A 17,038-nucleotide genomic window follows, 5' to 3' on the forward strand; every position below is an offset into this window, starting at 1 on the left:
GGGTGGCGGCGGATGCCGGGCGCGGGGGCGTGGCTATCCTCGCCCCGAAGGCCGAAGGCCGAAGGCCGAAAGCCGGGGGCCGGGGGCCGGGGGCCGGGGCCGGGGGCCGGGGCCGGGGCGAGGGACGGGGGAAGGCGCATGCCGATGCCCGAGGCGGAGGCCGCCGGGCCGAGAGGTACCACGGGACCGGAGAGAAGCACGGGACCGGAGAGAAGCACGGGACCGGAGGGAAACACGGGGTCGGCGGAGGATGCCGATCCGACGGTGTGGGCCGCGCGGCCGATCCTGGCGGCGGCGTGCACGCTGTACATGGCGGCCGTGCTCGGTGTGGAGATCAACGGGTTCGTGGAGCTCGCCGCCCCGGCCTTCGGTTCGCCGGACGGCCCCGGGGCGGTGCTGTTGATCACGCCGTTCCTGGTCTGCTTCGGGGGCCCGTTCGCCTTGGTGGCGAGCCTGCTCCTGGTGCTTCCCACCGTCTCGGCGGCGCGTTGGGCGGGGACCCGGTTCACCGGCCGTGACGCGTGGTGGTGGGTGCCGGTGATCGCGTCGGTCGTGGCCGCGGCGGGCACCGCGGCCCTCGGCGCGGCCTGGCGCCCCGGTCCCGGCCCGTCGGCCCTGGTCTGGCTGACGGGCGCGACGCTGCTCACGGCCGCCGCCCTCGTGGCCCGCCGCACCGCACTGCGCGGGGGCAGGGTCCGGCACGTCCTCGGCTGGGGTGCGGTGGCCGCGGTGGCCGTGTTCGCGATCGGTACGGGAGTCTTCGCCACCGGACTGGTCCCGGAGTACCGGCCGCCGAGGGTCGACGCGGCGGTGCTGTCCGGGAGCTGGACCGACGGCGAGGGCGGTACGTTGCGGCTGGCCGCCGACGGCACGGCGCACGCCGAGGGGCTGACGGACCATGCCGAGGCGTACAAGGACGACGCGGAGCCCACCGCCGCGAAGTACCGCTGCTCGGGGCGGGGCACCTGGAGCTACGAGGCAGGCGATTCAACGACGTGGGCCCAGCGCGTCCGTATCCGGATCAAGGACTGCCACGGCTTGGGCGAGCCCTACGGGTGGCGGATCGGCGGTACGCCGGACCGGCTCGAACTCGGCAGTGAATACGGCGAACCGGACGCGCCGGACTGGTACGCGCTCACCCGGCGGTGACCGGCTCCCGGCGGCCGGTTCCCGGTCGGACCCCCGACGTTCGTCAGGGGTCCGGCCTGCCGTTCGGCCCGGGTGCCCCGCGCCCGCCGCTCCTAGGTTCGCGTCCCATGAGACGAGTGAGACGAGAAACCGGAAACGGAACCGGAAACAGGGCCAGGAACAGGGCCGGAAGCAGCACCGCCCGGCCCCTGCTCGCCTGTGCCGTCCTGGGCGCGGGCGCGGCGGCCGTCGTGGGCCTCGCCCCCGGTGGCCTGGGCACGGACCGCGCCGTGGAGGTGACGGGCGGTGCGTCGGCGTCCGCGTACCGCTCGGTGACCGGGGCGGTGGCCGACGCCCCGTCCTGGACGGGACCGGTGCTGGAGGCGGCCACCGAGGGCACCCTGGTGGTCCTCGGGCTGCTGCTGGTGTGGGTCTGGTGGAGCGCCGTGCGACGGCGGGACGACCGGCTGTCCGCCGGTACGGTCCTCACCGGCATCGGCACCGTGCTGGCGTACGCCGTCAGCGAGGCCGTGAAACTGGTGGTGGACGAGGAACGCCCCTGCCGGGCCCTCGACGGCATCGCGGAGACGGCCGCCGAGTGCCCGCCGCCCGGCGACTGGTCCTTCCCGAGCAACCACGCCACCCTGGCCGTCGGCCTCGCGGTGGGCCTGGCCGTGCTGCGGCCGCGCCTGGCCGCCGTCACCCTGCCGGTGGGCGCGGCGGCGGCGCTGCTGCGGGTCATGGTCGGGGCGCACTACCCGCACGACGTGCTGGCCGGCGCGGTCCTCGGGGCGTCGGTGGTCGCGGCCGTGCTGCTCGCGTTCCTGCCGCTCGCCCGGACGGCGGCCTCAGCGCTCGACCGGCGGCTGCGCGGGCGCGACGATTCCGGCCTCGTGGGCGACGACCGCAGCGGCGGCCCGGTTGTCCACGCCCAGCCGGGCCAGGATGGAACTCACATGCGCCTTGACCGTCCCCTCCACCACGTGGAGCCGCCGGGCGATCTGCCCGTTGGACAGCCCGCTGCCGAGGAAGGCCAGTACGTCGCGTTCCCGGGCGGTGAGCGCGGCGACCCGTTTCCGGGCGGCGGTGCGGCGGCCGGCCAGGGCGCCCGCACCGGTGGCCGAGAGATGGGCGACGACCCGCGCCGCGACCTTCGGTGACAGATAGGCGGCGCCGTCGGCCACCGCGCGCACCCCCGCGATCAGTTCCTCGGGCTCGCCCGACTTGATCAGGAAGCCGGCGGCGCCGCCCCCCAGCGCCCGGAGGATGTAGTCGTCCTCGCCGAACGTCGTGAGCATCACGACCCCCGTCCCGGGAGCGGTGCGCCGGATCTCGGCCGCGGCCTCGATGCCGTTCGTCCGGGGCATCCGGATGTCGAGCACGGCCACGGCCGGGCGGTGGGCGTGCACCAGTTCCACGGCCTCCCGCCCGTCGGCGGCCTCGGCGACGACCTCGATGCCGGGGTCGGTGGACAGCACGGCGCGCACCCCGGCGCGGATCATCGGCTCGTCGTCGGCGATCAGTACCCGGATCACCGGCCGCTCCCGGGAACGCGAGTCGGACTCATGGGGCCAGGGCCTCCTTGGACATCAGCCGGCCGTCCCGGAAGCAGAGCCGGTAGGAGTCCCCCGACCGGTCGTCGAAACGGTCCGCCGTCATCGCGTAGTACGCGCATGTGATGCCCTTTCCCCTCGGTTCCCCGGCCACCGGCCGCTGCCTGGTCTCGCGGTCGGGCAGCAGCCGCCGGACCGCCTCCCGATCCTGTCCCACCCGCAGCCGGGCGTAGTCCCCCGGGTCCAGCACGGACTGCCGGGCGGAGTGGATGTCCCAGGCCATCAGCGCGGCGCTCAGCAGCGCCCACATCACCAGGGGCAGCACGACCGCCAGGACCAGCGCCCGGCGGACCCGGCTGCGGGCGTGCCGGTGCTCCGGCGGCAGGGGCGGGGGAGCGGCCGATGACAGGGCCGGGGAGGCGGCGGGCGGCCGGTGGGCGGGCGGGGTGTGCGGCATCCGTGCGGTGACCGCGAAGCCACCGCCGTACGGGCCGTGCTCGAACGTGCCGCCCGCCAGCCGCACCCGCTCGTCGAGCCCGATCAGTCCCAGCCCGGTGCCGGGGGCGTCCCCGGGGCGGACCGGGGCGGGCGGGGGCCCGTTCTCCACCCGGACCGTCGTCCCCCCGGCGGTGTGCGCCACCCGCACCTCCACCCGGGCCCCCGGCGCGTGCTTGGCCGCGTTGGTCAGGGCCTCCTGGACGACCCGGTGGGCGGCCCGCGCGGCGGCCGGGGGCGCGGCGTCCGCGTCCCCCTCCACTCGCAGGTCCACCGCGAGACCGGCCGCCGCGGCCTCCTCGACCAGCCGGGGGATGCCGGTGCCGGGCGGGCCCGGCGGTTCCTCGTCGGCCTCCTCGCGCAGCAGTCCGATCACCTCGCCGAGCCGCTCCACCGACGCGGCGGCGCGGGCCCGGATCTCCCCGACCGCCGCCCGGTGGGCGTCGTCGAGCCCGGGGGCCAGTTTGAGGGCACCGGCCGACAGCGCGATGAGGCTGAGGTCGTGCCCGAGGACATCGTGCATGTCCCGGGCGATCCGGGCCCGTTCCCGGGACCGCGCCTGCTCGGCGACCAGTCGCTGCTCGCGCTCCAGCCGGGCGGCCCGCTCCCAGCCCGCCCGGACGAGTTCCTGGTACTGGCGCCAGAAGCGCCCCACGAACCACGGCAGCACCGCGGCCACCGCCACCACGGCGACGAACCGCCCCGCCATCAGCAGCCAGGAGGGCACCAGGGCCACCGCCACCACCCCGCCCGCGAGCAGCGCGACCAGCGCGAGGAGCGCGGGCCCGGTCCTGCCCGGTTCCCGCCCGGCGAGGAAGGCGGTCGCGGCGGCGGGCAGCGCCCACCACGGGCTGACGGCGCTCAGCCCGACACACGCCGCCGCCGCGACGGTCAGCAGACCGCCCCGGGTGGCGGCCCGCCCGGCCGCGTCGATGATCGTCGCTCTGTCCACCCGGACGACGGTACGCAGACCGGGGACGTCCCGGCACTGCCGAAAGTCACGGTTCCCGGGCCGGTCGCGGTCTTGGAGGGGCTGGCGCGGGGCGCGGGGATGGGTTAAGGTCCCCGACGAGACGGAACGTTCCGTCTCGCTCATGCTCAAGGCCGGACGCCGCGGACCGCGGTGCCGGTCACAGACGAAGGAGCGGCCCCGTGCCGAACACCAGGACGTGGTTCATCACCGGCGCCTCCCGCGGCCTGGGGCGCGCCTTCACCGAGGCCGCCCTGTCCGCCGGGGACCGGGTCGTGGCCGCCGCGCGCGACATCGGCCCGCTCGCCGGCCTCGCGGAGAAGCACCCGGACGACTTCCTCGCGCTGCCCCTCGACGTCTCCGACCGCCGGGCCGTGTTCGAGACCGTGGACCGCGCGGCGGCGGCCTTCGGCGGCCTCGACGTGGTGGTCAACAACGCCGGCGGAATGCTGTACGGCATGGTGGAGGAGGCCACCGAGCAGCAGATCCGGGACCACCTCGACGTCAACTTCTTCGGCGCGGTCTGGGTCGCCCAGGCCGTGGTCCCGCACCTGCGCGCCCGGGGCTCCGGCCGCCTCCTGCAGATCACGTCGATGGGCAGCGGCGGCGGCATGGCCTCCGTCGGGTTCTACGGCGCCGGCAAGGCGGCGCTCGGCTCGGTCAGCGAGGCGCTGGCGATGGAGGTCGAGCAGTTCGGCATCAAGGTCACCGTCGTCCAGATGGGCGGCTACGCCACGGGGCTCTTCACGACGGGCACCACGACGACCGAACCCGACCCCGCCTACGAGGAACTGCGCACCCGCCTGGCGGAGATGTGGGGCGACGACGCCGGCCCGGACCCGAGCAGGGCGGCCCCCGCCCTCCTGGAACTGGCCGCCCTGCCGGACCCGCCGCTCCGCCTGATCCTCGGCAGCCGGTCCTTCGACATGGTCCAGGAGATGGACCGGGCCCGCACCGAGCAGTACCTCGCCTGGGAAACCCTCAGCCGCACGGCCCCGGGCTGAGCACGCACGCCGCGAACGCGCCCCGACGTGCACTGCTAACTTGGGTCGTACGACCCAACCAGGCGGGAGGAGGCACCGGATGACCAGTGCGCCCGACTACAGCCGGGGTATCGACTCCGAACGCGCTCTGAAGTTCGCGGTGCAGCGGATCCGCGGGGACCGGGCCCAGATCATCGAGGGGATCATCGAGCCCGTGACACCGACCTGGGACCACGAACGGGCGGCCCGGGTCGTCCGCCGGCAGATCGAGGACCGGGTCGACGAACTCGGCTGTGTCGAGGGCTCGGGCAACCTGGACCTGCCCGGCTCGTCGAACTGGTACGTCCCCGACATCGCCGTCGTGCCCGAGGAGCTCGCCAGGGGCGGCGGGGCGCTGCTCCCCGACCAGACGCTCCTCGTCGTCGAGGTCACGTCGGAGTCGAACGCGGAGACCGACCGGGTCGTGAAGCGCCGCCGCTACGCCGAGTACCGGGCGCCGCTGTACCTGCTCGTCGACCGGATCGAGGGCAGTACGACCCTGTTCTCCGAGCCCGGTCACCTCGGTTACACCCGGGTGGACGGCCCACACCCGTTCGGTACGGTCCTGCGGCTGCCGGAGCCGTTCGACCTGGACCTGGACACCGGCGGGCTGTCGCCCGGGTGAGCCGCGGGACGCCGCGAACACGCCCCGTACGCCCCGTCGCCCCGTACGCCTCAGAGCCCCCCGTACTCCGGAACCCGGCGCTCCACGAAGGCCGCCACGCCCTCGTTGGCGTCCCGGGTCGTCATGTTGATCTCCTGGGCCGCGGCCTCGGCGGCGAACGCCGTCGCGCGGTCGGCGTCCAGGGAGGCGTTGACGAGCTGCTTGGTGAGGGCGATGGCCCGGGTCGGGCCGTCGGCCAGCCGCCGGGCCCACGCCCGGGCGGTCTTCGCCAACTCCCCGTCCGGTACGACCCGGTTGACCAGGCCCAGCCGTTCCGCCTCCGCCGCCGGCAGCGAATCGCCGAAGAACATCAGCTCCTTGGCGCGCTGCGGGCCGATCAGCCGGGGCAGCAGATACGCGCCGCCGGCGTCCGGTACCAGGCCGCGGCGCACGAACACCTCGATGAACCTCGCCGACTCGGCGGCCAGCACCAGGTCGCAGGCGAACGCGAGATGGGCGCCGAGCCCGGCCGCGGTGCCGTTGACGGCCGCGACGACCGGCTTCTCGCAGTCCAGCACCGCCGCGATCAGCCGCTGCGCGCCGAGCCGGATCGTACGGGCCACGTCGCCCGGCACCCGGTCCCGGTTCCCGGTCGGCGCGGTGCCGCGCAGGTCGGCGCCCGCGCAGAAGCCGCGGCCGGTGGCGGTGAGGACGACGGCCCGGACCGCCGGGTCGGCGGACGCCTCGGAAAGCAGCGAGATGACGCGTTCCCGCTGGTCACGGGTGAGGGCGTTCATCGCTTCGGGGCGGTTGAGCGTGATCAGGAGGACGCCGTTGTCAGTGGCGTGGAGTACCAATGAGTCAAGCGGGTCGGGGGATCCGGCGGACTCGGTGGTGTCTTCGGGGGAGGACGGCATGGGGCAACTCCTGGACGGACGACGGGACGGACGGCGGGACGGTTTCGGACGGCATGGCCCGTGGCGGGGCCGGCGGTGGGGCCGCTCAGCGGCAGACGGCGAGCGCGTCCAGCGCCACCGCGCCCTGACCGCGCCCCAGCACCATCAGCGGGTTGATGTCCAGCTCGGCGAGGTCGTCGCCCAGCTCCAGCGCCATCCGCTGCACCCGCAGCACGACCTCGACGAGCGCGTCCACATCCGCCGGGGGTCCGCCGCGCACGCCCTCCAGCAGGGCCCGGCCGCGCAGTTCGGCCGGCATCGACCGCGCCTGGTCCTCGCCGAACGGCGGCACCCGCACCGCCGTGTCGTGCAGCACCTCGACCAGTACGCCGCCGAGCCCGACCGTCACCGTCGGCCCGAAGAGCGCGTCGTGCGTGACGCCGACCATCATCTCGACGCCCCGCTCGACCATCTGGCAGACCAGGATTCCGTCCAGCTCGATGTTCTCGAAGCGCGCGATGTCGGTCAGTTCGCGGTACGCGTCGCGGACCTGGCTCGCGGAGGTGAGCCCGACCTTGACCAGGCCCAGCTCGGTCTTGTGGGCGAGCCGGGCGCCGGACGCCTTCATGACGACCGGGTAGCCGACCAGTGCCGCGGCCCGGACGGACGCCGCGGCGCTGGTCACCAACTGCTCGCGCGGCACCCGTATCCCGTACGCCCGCAACAGCTGCTTCGCCGCGTGCTCGCTCAGCTGGCGGCCCGGCCGCATCAGCGCCTGCGCCTTGCGGAACGAGGGCGAGGGCGTGCGGGGCGCCTCGTCGAAGGGGGACCGGTAGGAGGTTACGAAGCGGTGGTGCTCCAGATAGGCCCGCACGGCGGTGATGCAGTTGCCGAAGGTGCGGAAGGTGGCGACGCGGGAGGAGCCGAGCAGCGTCGTGCGGTACGCCTCCTCCGTGCCGACGGGCGACCCCCACACCACGCACACGAGTTTGTCCGTGCTCTCCGCGGCATCCACCAGGTCCTGCGCGAGCCGGTCGCTCATCGGCGGGAAGGGGCCGGTGATCGGACAGATCAGCACCCCGACATCGGGGTCGGCGAGGATCGCGTCGATGATCTTCCGGCCGCGCCAGTCGCCCACCGGGTGGCCGCCGTTGTCGACCGGGTTCGCCACGTTCAGGTAGCCGGGGATCCACTCGTGCAGCTCGCGCTGCTTGGCCTCGGACAGGGTGGGCAGGCTCAGCCCGGCCCCGGTCGCCAGGTCCGCGAAGTGCGCGCCCGTGCCGCCCGAGATCGAATACACCACGACCCCCTCGGCCTGCGGCCTGCGCGCCCGGGCGAGCAGGGCCGAGGTGTCCTGGAGCTCGTCGAGCCCGTCCACCCGGATCACGCCGAACTGCCGCATCGCCGCGTCCACCACCTGGTCGGCGCCGGTCAGCTTGCCGGTGTGTGACGCGGCGGTCCTGGCCCCCGCCTCCGTACGCCCCACCTTGACCGCCACGACCGGGACCCCGGCCCGTGCCGCCCGGTCCGCGGCCAGCAGGAAGGAGCGCCCGTCCTTGAGCCCCTCCACGTAACAGGCGATGGCCCCGACCTCGGGGCGCTGCGAGAAGTACGAGATGAAGTCGGCGGTCTCCAGATCCGCCTCGTTGCCCGTGGGCGCCCAGTGCGAGAGCCGCACGCCCAGCTCCTGGAGGGTGAAGACGGGGCGGCCCTGGTGGCCGGACTGGGTGATCAGTGCGATCGCCGGTCCGTCGAGGTCGTCCCGGAACCGCTCGAAGGCGTTGAGGTTGGTGTTCGGCCCGAGCAGCCGCAGCCCGGACCGGGCCACCGCCTCGGCCAGCCGCTCCTGGGCGGCGGCGCCCTCCTCGCCGGTCTCGGCGAACCCGGAGGCGAAGGCGACGGCGAACCGCACCTCGGCCTGCGCGAGTTCCTCGATCACCGGGAGCGGGTCACCGACCAGCAGCACCGCCAGATCGACCCGTTCCGGCAGCTTCGCGACGGAAGGAGAACAGGGCCGCCCGAACACGGACTCCCGCGTGGGGTGCACGGGATACAGCCGCGCCCCGACCCGCTCGGCCCAGCCGATCAGCTGCCGGGTGATTCCGGTGTTGGGCCGCCCCTCGGCGTCGGACGCGCCGACGACGGCCACGGACCCGGGCCGGAAGAACCGGTCCAGGTCCGGCACGGCCGCGTGCAACGGCCGGCCGCTGACGTCGAGGACGCCCTCCGCGGCGGCGGCCGTCGTGCTGTGGACAGCAGCATGTGGTTCCTCGCCACAGGCCACCACCCGGGCGCGGAAGTCGGTGGTGAGGGTGCCGTGAGTCGATCCAAGCATCGTTCCGCCCACTTCTGCTCGGGGTCCGTCGGGTGACCGTGTCCGGCCGGCCCATAGCTGACACTCTGTCAGGTTACTGAACTGACGCCTCGTCAGGAATGGGTGTGCAGGCAAAGGCTGGAGGAAGGGCGGGTGGAGCCGGAGTGGCCGAAGTCGGTTGGCCGGATCGGTACAACCTCGCGGTGATCTTGGTTGTCCAATGAACGGGCCGGACTCACCGGCCGTCGTCCGCCACCCGTGGCGCATCCTCATGGGGAGAAAGATGAGACCCGTCTCCACCCGACGCACCCTGCGTCTCGGCTTCTGTGCCGCCGCAGCCGCCGGACTTCTGACCGCAGGGCTCGCGGCTCCCGCGTTCGCGGAGGAACAGTCCGACCAGCTCTGGATACAGGCGCCCGGCGAGCAGAAGGTGACCTCCGTCAGTGACCCCTCGCAGGGCAGCCCGCTGGACATCGGGCTGTACCACGACAACGACAACTTCACCGTCACCGACGGCCTGCTCACGGTCGACATCTCCGGTGTCGCCGGAGTCGCCGAGGTGACCTGGCCCGACAACTGCGCGCCGACCGGGACCACGGCCGTGTGCACCGTCCCCGAGGTGCCCGTCATCGGCGACACCTACAGCCCGCAGGTCCACCTCACGGTCAGCGCCGCCGACGGTGCCGAACTCGGCGCCCAGGGCCGGATCACCTACGCCGCCACGGCCACCGGCGGCCCCGACGGCACGCTGGAGGCCCCGCTCGACTCGTTCGACACCACGATCACGGTCGGCTCGGGCCCCGACCTGTCCCTCGGGCCGATCAGCCCGGTGAGCGGACTCCAGCCGGGCGACGTCCGGACCGTTCCGTTCGCGGTGACGAACAAGGGCGGCGAGCGCTCCGAGGGCCTCACCGCCAGGTTCACCGCCTCGTACGGCCTGGAGTTCCTCAACCAGTACGCCGAGTGCACGTACGCGACGATCGGCGACGCCGAATACGTCCCGATGACCGAGGCCACCTGCTCCTTCGACCAGGTGATCGAGCCGGGCGGCTCCTTCGCGCTGCCCGCCCCGCTCCAGATGGCCCTTTCCGCGCACGCGTACGTCGAGCGGATGGACATCACCGTCGAGCCCGGCAACGGCGCCACGGACCTCTCGGACGAGGACAACTACGGCATGGCCCGCTTCACCGCGGCCAACACGGCGGACTTCGAGGCCCGGGGCGCGAACGTCGCCGGCGCCGCGGGCGAGACCGTCACCGCCGAACTCGGCTTCCGCAACAACGGCCCGGCCTGGATCGGCAACCTCGGCTCCGGCGACTCGGTCGCGTCCGTCGACTTCACCGTCCCCAGTGGCGTCACCGTCACCTCCGCCCCCGAGGGCTGCGAACCGCGCACCCTGAGCGGCGGCTACCACCCGCAGGCGACCGGCGCCCCGCGCTACAGCTGCGAGATGCCGTACTGGGCACTGCCCGACACCACGCGGGCCCTTCCCTTCAAGCTGCGCATCGACCAGGTGATCCCCGACGCGACCGGCCGGGTCATGCTCACCACCGGCGGCTCCAACCCCGCGACCTTCCCGTTCGACCCGCAGAGCGGCAACAACACCGCACAGCTCGTGGTGAACGCCACGCCCACCGCCTGATCCCCTCTCCCTGACCCGAAGCGGGGCGCGCCCGGACCTCCCGGCCGCGCCCCGCGCCGTGCGCCGTACCGGCTCCCCGCCCCCGTGACTCAGGGCAGGAACTCGTAGAACGGCCCGTCGGGCGCGAAGTTGCGGGAACACAGCGTCACGTCCCGGCCCTTGAGGTAGGCCAGCAGCCACTCGCCGAACGTCATCTCGTAGCGGGTCCAGGCCGGGCTGTCGAACTCCTGGACCACCACGCGCCAGGGTGCCGAGGGCCCGTCGGGAATCCGGAGGAAGACCGCCTCGCCGGTCGTGGCCGTCGCCACCGGTATCAGCTCCCCGGGCTTTGACCCCACCGGACTCGGCAGGAACTCCACCATGTCCTCGTCGCGCCAGAGCTCCAGGTCGTCCCTGATGTTCTTCCCCAGGCTGTGCAGGAGATGACCGGCGGGGTGCGCCAGATACAGCTGGTCGTTGACCTGGACCGAACCGTAGGCGTCCACGATCTCGCGGAAGTCCGCAGGGAACGTGGCCCCGAGTTCCTGCTCCAGCGCGGTCCACGGGGCCGGGTCGGTCCAGTTGAAGCGGGGCTCGCCCAGCAGGGCGGTGATCTCCGGAAGCGTTGCCATCACGGGTTTCCTTCGGGGACGTCGGGGCGATGCCCATCCTGGGGCCGGGCGCGGTACGGGAGGGGCAGCCTCCTCGACCGCCGGGGCCGTACATGGTCATCCTCGCCCGTGGCACCGACAGTCCCCGGATGCCGCCGGCCGTGCTCCCGGGCCACCCGGGCACCGTCGTCCGTGCTCCCGGATCACCAGTCGACGTGGGCGTTGATCCACCGGTCCAGGCCGTCGGCGTCGTCCGCGGGCGGCAGGTCGGGGGCGCAGCTCAGGGGCGTGCACGACAGTTGCAGATGGGTGAGGTAGCCGTAGGGGCCGTTGTCGGACGCCGGGCCGAGGACCAGGGCGTGGGTGGGGGTGCGCCAGACGCGGTGGGTCGGCGCGGGCCCGGTGACGACGGCCGCGGACGACGGCGCCGTCCGCTCGGGCCCCCGGCCGAGGCGATCGGTCATGGTCCGCGCCGCCTGTTCGAGGACCGCCTCGCAGTCCTGGTCGGTGCACGGCCTGCGACCGCTCCAGCCGGGCAGTTTCTGCCAGTCGTCCACGACGCCGTACAGCCACGTCCCGTTGTCCATCTCCTCGTCCTCCGGGTCGACGGGATACACCTCGCCGAAGACCAGGAAGCTCCGGGCGTCCGGGACCCCGAACGGGGTGAGGCCGTCGGTGCACAGCACATGCCCGTACCCGGTGCGGAAGGAGTCCTGCACCAGGTCCTCCCAGGCCCATCCACGCCTCCGGACCTCCAGGTCGAGGGCGTCGAAGTTGTCGGGGACGTGCGGCGCGGTCGGCAGCGCGAGGAACTCGTCGAGGGCGTCGGCGGTCAACGTGCTGTGGGCGAGGGCGTGTACGGGTATCGGCATGCCGGTCACTCCAGGGACTGCCCGGGGCCGGATCCGCAGGCGGCGGGGCCACGCCGCCGGGCACCTCTTCTCACCAGGCGGTGAGGTCGACCGCGCGGACGCAGTGCGGATCGGTTTCGTCGGTCGTCCAGCGCTCCTCCTCGCGCACGAGGGCGGGGAGCGCGGCGAGCAGCGCGGTCAGCGCACCGGTGAGGCGCACATCGACCGCGACCGGGCCGTTGGCCTCCTCGACCGCGAGGTAGAGCCGCATCCTGTCCTGTCCGGTGATCAGGAAGCCGCACAGCGGGGGGTCCGGCGGTGTCTCGGCGAACGGCCGGGTCAGGGTTCGGAGCAGGCGCAGCACGCGGTCCGTGCGCGTCGGCGGAGCGGGTTCGACGGCGGAGGCGTCCACCCGGACCAGACCCATGCCCATCACGGACGCATCCGGACGCGGGGGGCCGTCGGCCACGAGTGTCCGCACCCACCCCAGCACCAGTGGGGCGGTGACCGCCTCGTCGTCGTCGTCCACCAGCGGCACCTCGTAGACGACCGGTGCATCCGGTTCCACGGCGTCGGTGCTGAGGTCGGTGCCGGTCACGACCCGGACCGCATCCCGTGTCGGCAGCACCCCGCGCAGGAAGGTCCCGCCGACAAGAGGCACCGCCGTGTGGTCCAGGAGGAACTGCGTGAGATACGCCTGCTGTTCGACCGTCTCTCCGTACGGTCCGTTCACTGGTTGATCCAGGCAGGGCATTTGTTGACGCCTTTGCAGTAGGCCGTGATCACGCCGATCTTCTTGCCCTTGCCCGCGTCGTATTCGCCGTCGGCCGTACGGCGGGCGTACTGCACGATGACCACGATATTGACCAGTCGGGTGCCGTTGCGGGCGACCCCGTGGTACTCCAGGCGTCCCCCGTTCTTCTTGTCCACCTTCCCGGCCAGAGCCGCCTCGACGACCCGGCACCTCTTGATGTTGTGCTTGCCGGAGAAGTGGTTCCAGCCGAGTTCGCCATTCCCGTACCGCGTGGGGATCACCCGTCCGTCGGGATCGGTCTGCTCGCACCGCACCTTCTTGTTCCAGTACCGCTGTGCCGACGCGTCCGGCACCGGCCCGGCCACGAGTGCGGCACCCGCGGCTGTTACCACGATGGCGCTGATCAGTTTCATGAACGGAACGTGTCATATCTTGCCCTGGTATGCAGTCTTTTCGCTGTCGGAGTCCCCGGACGGATGACTCGGATGTGTGCGTGAAGGCCCGGCCGGGCGTACTCGTCACGGGCGATCCGCCAGGTTTCGCGTGGGCGGGGGCACCTTGGCGGCCCTCCCGGAACGGGCCGACCGGAAGGCCGGCCGCGTGCGGCGTGGACAGGCCGTCGGTCCTGGAGCTCGGCGCCCCTCCCGGGGCGGGAGGCCAAGGAACGATCCGGGAAGGCCGGGACTGGATTCTTCGCATGTCTTCGCACCTCAGTCATGACGCTTCGGGGGCTCTGCGACGCTTCGCCGGATGGCTTGCCCGAGGGTCGGTGGGCCATCCGATGCTGAAAGGGATCGATTACTGGGAAGAGCTGCGCGAGTCGCCCTCCCAGATGGAGATCTGCTTCGCGATCTTCGCCAACGTCCTCGAACTGGACGAGTGGGGTGAACCGGTCAATGAGAAGCATGCGGAGCGCCGGGCCGCGGTCTGGCTCCATCGGTACTGCACCGGGGAGCTGCCTCCGGGGGAGCCGGACATCGAGCCCTGGGAGTGCCGGCTTCATTGACTGCTGCCGTGCGGCGCCGTGCACGGCCCGATCCGCCGGGCCCGGACGGCCCAACGCCGGGACACCGACTGGGCAGTTGAGTCCCATGGGCCCCGTTGATGCTTCGCTCTCCCGCCCCGACCCGTTCTGGCATGATGCGCTGTCAGTGCCTGGGAGGGCTGTGCCGTTCGCAGAGGAGGGGCCGTGTTCGACGGGCTGGAGCCGGAGGACCCGCGGCAGGTGGGGCGGTACCGGATCGTGGCGCGGATCGGCGCGGGCGGCATGGGGCAGGTGTATCTGGGGCGTTCGCCCGGTGGCCGTCCGGTCGCGCTGAAGGTGGTGCGTCCGGAGCTGGCCCGGGACCTGGATTTCCGGCGCCGCTTCGTTCGCGAAGTGACGGCGGCCCGCAGGGTGAACGGGGCTTTCACCGCCGGGGTCGTCGACGCCGAACCCGACGGTTCACCGGCCTGGCTGGCAACCGTCTACGTATCCGGTGTGCCGCTGGGCGAGGCGGTTGCCCGGCACGGGCCGTGGCGGGCCGAGCACGTGCTGGCACTCGGTGCCGGTCTGGCGGAGGCCCTGGAGGCGATCCACGCCGCCGGCGTCGTGCACCGCGATCTGAAACCCTCCAACGTCCTGCTGGCCCCCGACGGTCCCCGAGTGATCGACTTCGGCATTTCGACAGCGAGCGAGGCCAGCGCGCTGACCCACACCGGCATGACGATCGGCACGCCCGGCTTCATGTCCCCGGAACAACTCACCGGCCGGTCCGTCGGGCCCGCCAGCGACGTCTTCGCACTCGGCGCGGTACTCGCCCACACCGCTGTCGGCATCGGCCCGTTCGGCACCGGCACCCCTCACGCCCTGCACTTCCGCGCCGTGTACGAGGAGCCCGACCTCGATGCTCTTCCGCCGAAACTGCGCCGGATCGTGGCGGCCTGCCTGGCCAAGGAGCCCGATCGGCGGCCGACCGTGGCCGACCTGCTGCACCGGCTGACCACCTCGGGCGAGGAGGATACGGCCGAAGCGGCGCCCCTGCTCACGGAGCCCGGCTGGATGCCCGACGAGGTCGACCGGCTGGTACGGGCGAAGGCCGCCACCCCGCTGCCCCGCAACCCTGCCCCGACGTCTACGCCGACGCCGACGCCCGCCGCAGTACCGACCCCGACCGCGCCGGACGCGCCCGCCGCACTGCACGGAGCCACGCCCGAACCGGTGCGGACGCCTGCCGCGCCCGCGACACCCGCCGCAACCGACACTTCCCCGGCCGCCGCCCCGGCCCTGCACGATGCCCTCACCCAGAGCGCCGACCATGCCGCGCAAAGCCCCGGCGACCCGGCTCCGCCCCTCTCCCGGCGCGGCGTCCTGCTCGCCGTGACGGGTACGGCAGCCGCCGCCGGACTCGCCGTCGCGGTCTGGAAGACCTCCGACAGGGATTCCGGGGCCACCGGCTCCCCCTCCGCCCTCCAGCCATCCGCGCGAAAGCCCACCCGTACCACCGCTCCACCGGCTCCCCGCAAGCCGGGCCAGAAAATCTGGGCCTGCTACGTCGGCGACGAGGTGAAGACGAAGCCGACCGTTGCGAACGGCGTCGTCTACTTCGGCAGCAACGACCGTAACCTGTACGCGCTGGACGCTGCCACGGGCAAGGAGCGCTGGTCTCTCGACACCGGCAGCGTGCTCTACTCGACGTCCGTCGTCGTGGGCGATCTTGTCTATGTGGGCACTTACGACAACGGCTTGTACGCGGTGGACGCCGAAACCGGCAAGAAACGCTGGGTCTTCGCCCCCGGCGGATCGGAATGTGCGTCACCGGTCGTGGTCGACGGCGTCGTCTACGTCGGAAGCGGTGACGAGCACTTCTACGCGGTGGACGCGGTGACGGGCAAAAAGATATGGAGCTTTCGCTGTCGCAAGAACGGCTCGGTGACGGAGCAGCCGGTCGTGGCGAACGGTGTCGTGTACTTCGGCAGCGACGACAACCATCTCTACGCGCTGGACGCCGGGACGGGAAAACGACGTTGGGCCTTCCCCATGCTCGACGGCGTGAACTCCGCCCCGGTCGTGGCCAACGGCCTGGTCCACATCTCCAGCAGCCGCCTGTACGCGGTGAATGCCGCAACGGGGAAGCAGCGATGGTCCCGCACCGGCATCAAATACAAGATGCTGGCCGGCCACCGTTCTTTCTCGGCGCCGACTGTGGCCGACGGCGTGGTGTACGCCGGCGACAGCATCGAGTACCTGTTCGCGCTGGACGCCGCGACAGGCAAGAAGCGCTGGGCTTTCGAAACCGAGAACAGTGTCTTCCACGCCGCGGCTGTGGCGGACGGGGTGGTCTACGTGGGCAGCGAGGACGGCAACCTGTACGCGGTGGACGCGCGGACAGGGAAGAAGCGCTGGGCCTTCCACACAGGCGCCGGCCTGGGGGCTTCCCCGACAGTGGTGGGCGATGTGGTCTACGTCGGCAGCAAGGACCGCACTCTGTACGCCGTCCGGACATGACGCCACCAGCCCCTGCCGGCTGGAATCTGTGGGCGGTCCTGGGCGAAGTCCTGTGCGTTGATTGCTCGTTGGACCGTTCATGGGGCGGGACGCGTGGAGCTGGGTGGTTCCCCATGGTAGGTTCCACGGCAGCATCGCGTGTCGGTCACCGGCTGGGTGAGACATGGAGGTGTCGGGACATGCCGTCGGAGGCATTCCTTGTCAGTTGAGTTGAACCACACGATCGTCCACGCCCGGAACAACCGGGAGTCCGCAGAATTCTTCGCGAATCTGCTCAGCCTTGAGATCACCGCGGAGTGGGGTCCGTTCATCGCGGTCGACCTGAGCAATGGCGTCACACTGGACTTCGCCACTGTCTCCGTGGACACCATCACCCCCCAGCACTACGCCTTCCTGGTCTCCGAGGAGGAGTTCGACGCGGCGTACGAGCAGATCGGCCGACGCGGCATCGAGCACTACGCCGACCCCCATCGGAAGCAGCCCGGCGCGATCAACCACAACGACGGTGGTCGCGGCGTGTACTTCATGGATCCGGCGGGCCACGCCATGGAACTCATCACCGTTCCGTACGGTGGCCGGCCCTCGTAACCACATGCACCGAGGGCCGCACTCCCAGCATGGAGTGCGGCCCTCGACCGCTGTTCGCGCCCCATGTGATCGCCGCCCGACGCCCTGCGGTACCGGCCCCGGCACATGGACGCATCCGGCGACGTCCTCATCCGCCGGACGATG

15 protein-coding genes and 1 pseudogene are annotated in these 17,038 nt (G+C 72.5%); 8 read left to right on the plus strand and 8 right to left on the minus strand.

What is annotated here, in order from left to right; all coding sequences use genetic code 11:
- Window positions 1-264 precede the first annotated feature (264 nt).
- Window positions 265-1,149: a hypothetical protein gene (locus OCT49_RS20200; protein WP_283853256.1), complete on the plus strand. Its 885-nt coding sequence runs from the start codon at window positions 265-267 to the stop codon at window positions 1,147-1,149.
- A 116-nt stretch (window positions 1,150-1,265) separates the two neighbouring features.
- Window positions 1,266-1,997 (plus strand): annotated as a pseudogene (locus OCT49_RS20205) (phosphatase PAP2 family protein); the annotation flags it as partial.
- Here the strand turns inward: OCT49_RS20205 and OCT49_RS20210 are convergent.
- Window positions 1,977-2,663, minus strand: coding sequence for a response regulator (locus OCT49_RS20210; RefSeq protein ID WP_283853257.1), 687 nt, complete (start codon window positions 2,661-2,663; stop codon window positions 1,977-1,979). The pseudogene OCT49_RS20205 and the gene OCT49_RS20210 overlap by 21 nt on opposite strands.
- Before the next feature lie 28 nt (window positions 2,664-2,691).
- A complete protein-coding gene (locus OCT49_RS20215) occupies window positions 2,692-4,128 on the minus strand; it encodes a sensor histidine kinase (RefSeq protein ID WP_349632795.1) in 1,437 nt (478 codons plus the stop codon).
- Window positions 4,129-4,328: 200 nt separating this feature from the next.
- Between OCT49_RS20215 and OCT49_RS20220 the strand changes: the two genes are divergently transcribed.
- Complete coding sequence (locus tag OCT49_RS20220) at window positions 4,329-5,150, plus strand: SDR family NAD(P)-dependent oxidoreductase (protein WP_283853258.1); 822 nt, start codon at window positions 4,329-4,331, stop codon at window positions 5,148-5,150.
- 79 nt (window positions 5,151-5,229) lie between these two features.
- Window positions 5,230-5,793, plus strand: a complete 564-nt coding sequence (locus OCT49_RS20225; protein WP_283853259.1) for a Uma2 family endonuclease — start codon at window positions 5,230-5,232, stop codon at window positions 5,791-5,793.
- Between the two features lie 50 nt (window positions 5,794-5,843).
- Here the strand turns inward: OCT49_RS20225 and OCT49_RS20230 are convergent, their stop codons facing one another.
- On the minus strand, window positions 5,844-6,689 hold the full coding sequence (locus OCT49_RS20230) for an enoyl-CoA hydratase/isomerase family protein (protein ID WP_283853260.1): 846 nt from the start codon (window positions 6,687-6,689) through the stop codon (window positions 5,844-5,846).
- Window positions 6,690-6,774: 85 nt separating this feature from the next.
- Entirely contained in the window at window positions 6,775-9,003 is a 2,229-nt protein-coding gene (locus OCT49_RS20235; protein ID WP_283853261.1) for an acetate--CoA ligase family protein, read from the minus strand.
- 262 nt (window positions 9,004-9,265) lie between these two features.
- Between OCT49_RS20235 and OCT49_RS20240 the strand changes: the two genes are divergently transcribed.
- Window positions 9,266-10,624 (plus strand): COG1361 family protein, encoded by a 1,359-nt coding sequence (locus OCT49_RS20240; RefSeq protein ID WP_283853262.1) that lies wholly within the window; start codon window positions 9,266-9,268, stop codon window positions 10,622-10,624.
- Between the two features lie 89 nt (window positions 10,625-10,713).
- Here the strand turns inward: OCT49_RS20240 and OCT49_RS20245 are convergent, their stop codons facing one another.
- The 4 genes from OCT49_RS20245 to OCT49_RS20260 form a co-directional block, all read right to left on the minus strand.
- Window positions 10,714-11,235, minus strand: a complete 522-nt coding sequence (locus OCT49_RS20245; RefSeq protein WP_283853263.1) for an SMI1/KNR4 family protein — start codon at window positions 11,233-11,235, stop codon at window positions 10,714-10,716.
- A 182-nt stretch (window positions 11,236-11,417) separates the two neighbouring features.
- Entirely contained in the window at window positions 11,418-12,086 is a 669-nt protein-coding gene (locus OCT49_RS20250) for a hypothetical protein (RefSeq protein WP_283853264.1), read from the minus strand.
- Between the two features lie 70 nt (window positions 12,087-12,156).
- A complete protein-coding gene (locus OCT49_RS20255; RefSeq protein ID WP_283853265.1) occupies window positions 12,157-12,798 on the minus strand; it encodes a hypothetical protein in 642 nt (213 codons plus the stop codon).
- Complete coding sequence (locus OCT49_RS20260) at window positions 12,795-13,232, minus strand: hypothetical protein (RefSeq protein ID WP_283853266.1); 438 nt, start codon at window positions 13,230-13,232, stop codon at window positions 12,795-12,797. The genes OCT49_RS20255 and OCT49_RS20260 overlap by 4 nt, the downstream gene beginning before the upstream one ends.
- Window positions 13,233-13,516: 284 nt before the next feature.
- Between OCT49_RS20260 and OCT49_RS20265 the strand changes: the two genes are divergently transcribed.
- The 3 genes from OCT49_RS20265 to OCT49_RS20275 all read left to right on the plus strand — a co-directional run bounded on the left by OCT49_RS20265 (window position 13,517) and on the right by OCT49_RS20275 (window position 16,894).
- A complete protein-coding gene (locus OCT49_RS20265) occupies window positions 13,517-13,825 on the plus strand; it encodes a DUF7677 family protein (protein ID WP_502963398.1) in 309 nt (102 codons plus the stop codon).
- Window positions 13,826-14,008: 183 nt separating this feature from the next.
- Entirely contained in the window at window positions 14,009-16,306 is a 2,298-nt protein-coding gene (locus tag OCT49_RS20270) for an outer membrane protein assembly factor BamB family protein (RefSeq protein WP_283853268.1), read from the plus strand.
- 198 nt (window positions 16,307-16,504) lie between these two features.
- Window positions 16,505-16,894 carry a VOC family protein gene (locus OCT49_RS20275; RefSeq protein ID WP_283853269.1) on the plus strand — a complete coding sequence of 130 codons (390 nt, stop codon included), beginning with the start codon at window positions 16,505-16,507 and terminating at the stop codon, window positions 16,892-16,894.
- Window positions 16,895-17,038: the final 144 nt, after the last annotated feature.

This window comes from Streptomyces sp. ML-6 (assembly GCF_030116705.1).
Taxonomy (GTDB): domain Bacteria; phylum Actinomycetota; class Actinomycetes; order Streptomycetales; family Streptomycetaceae; genus Streptomyces.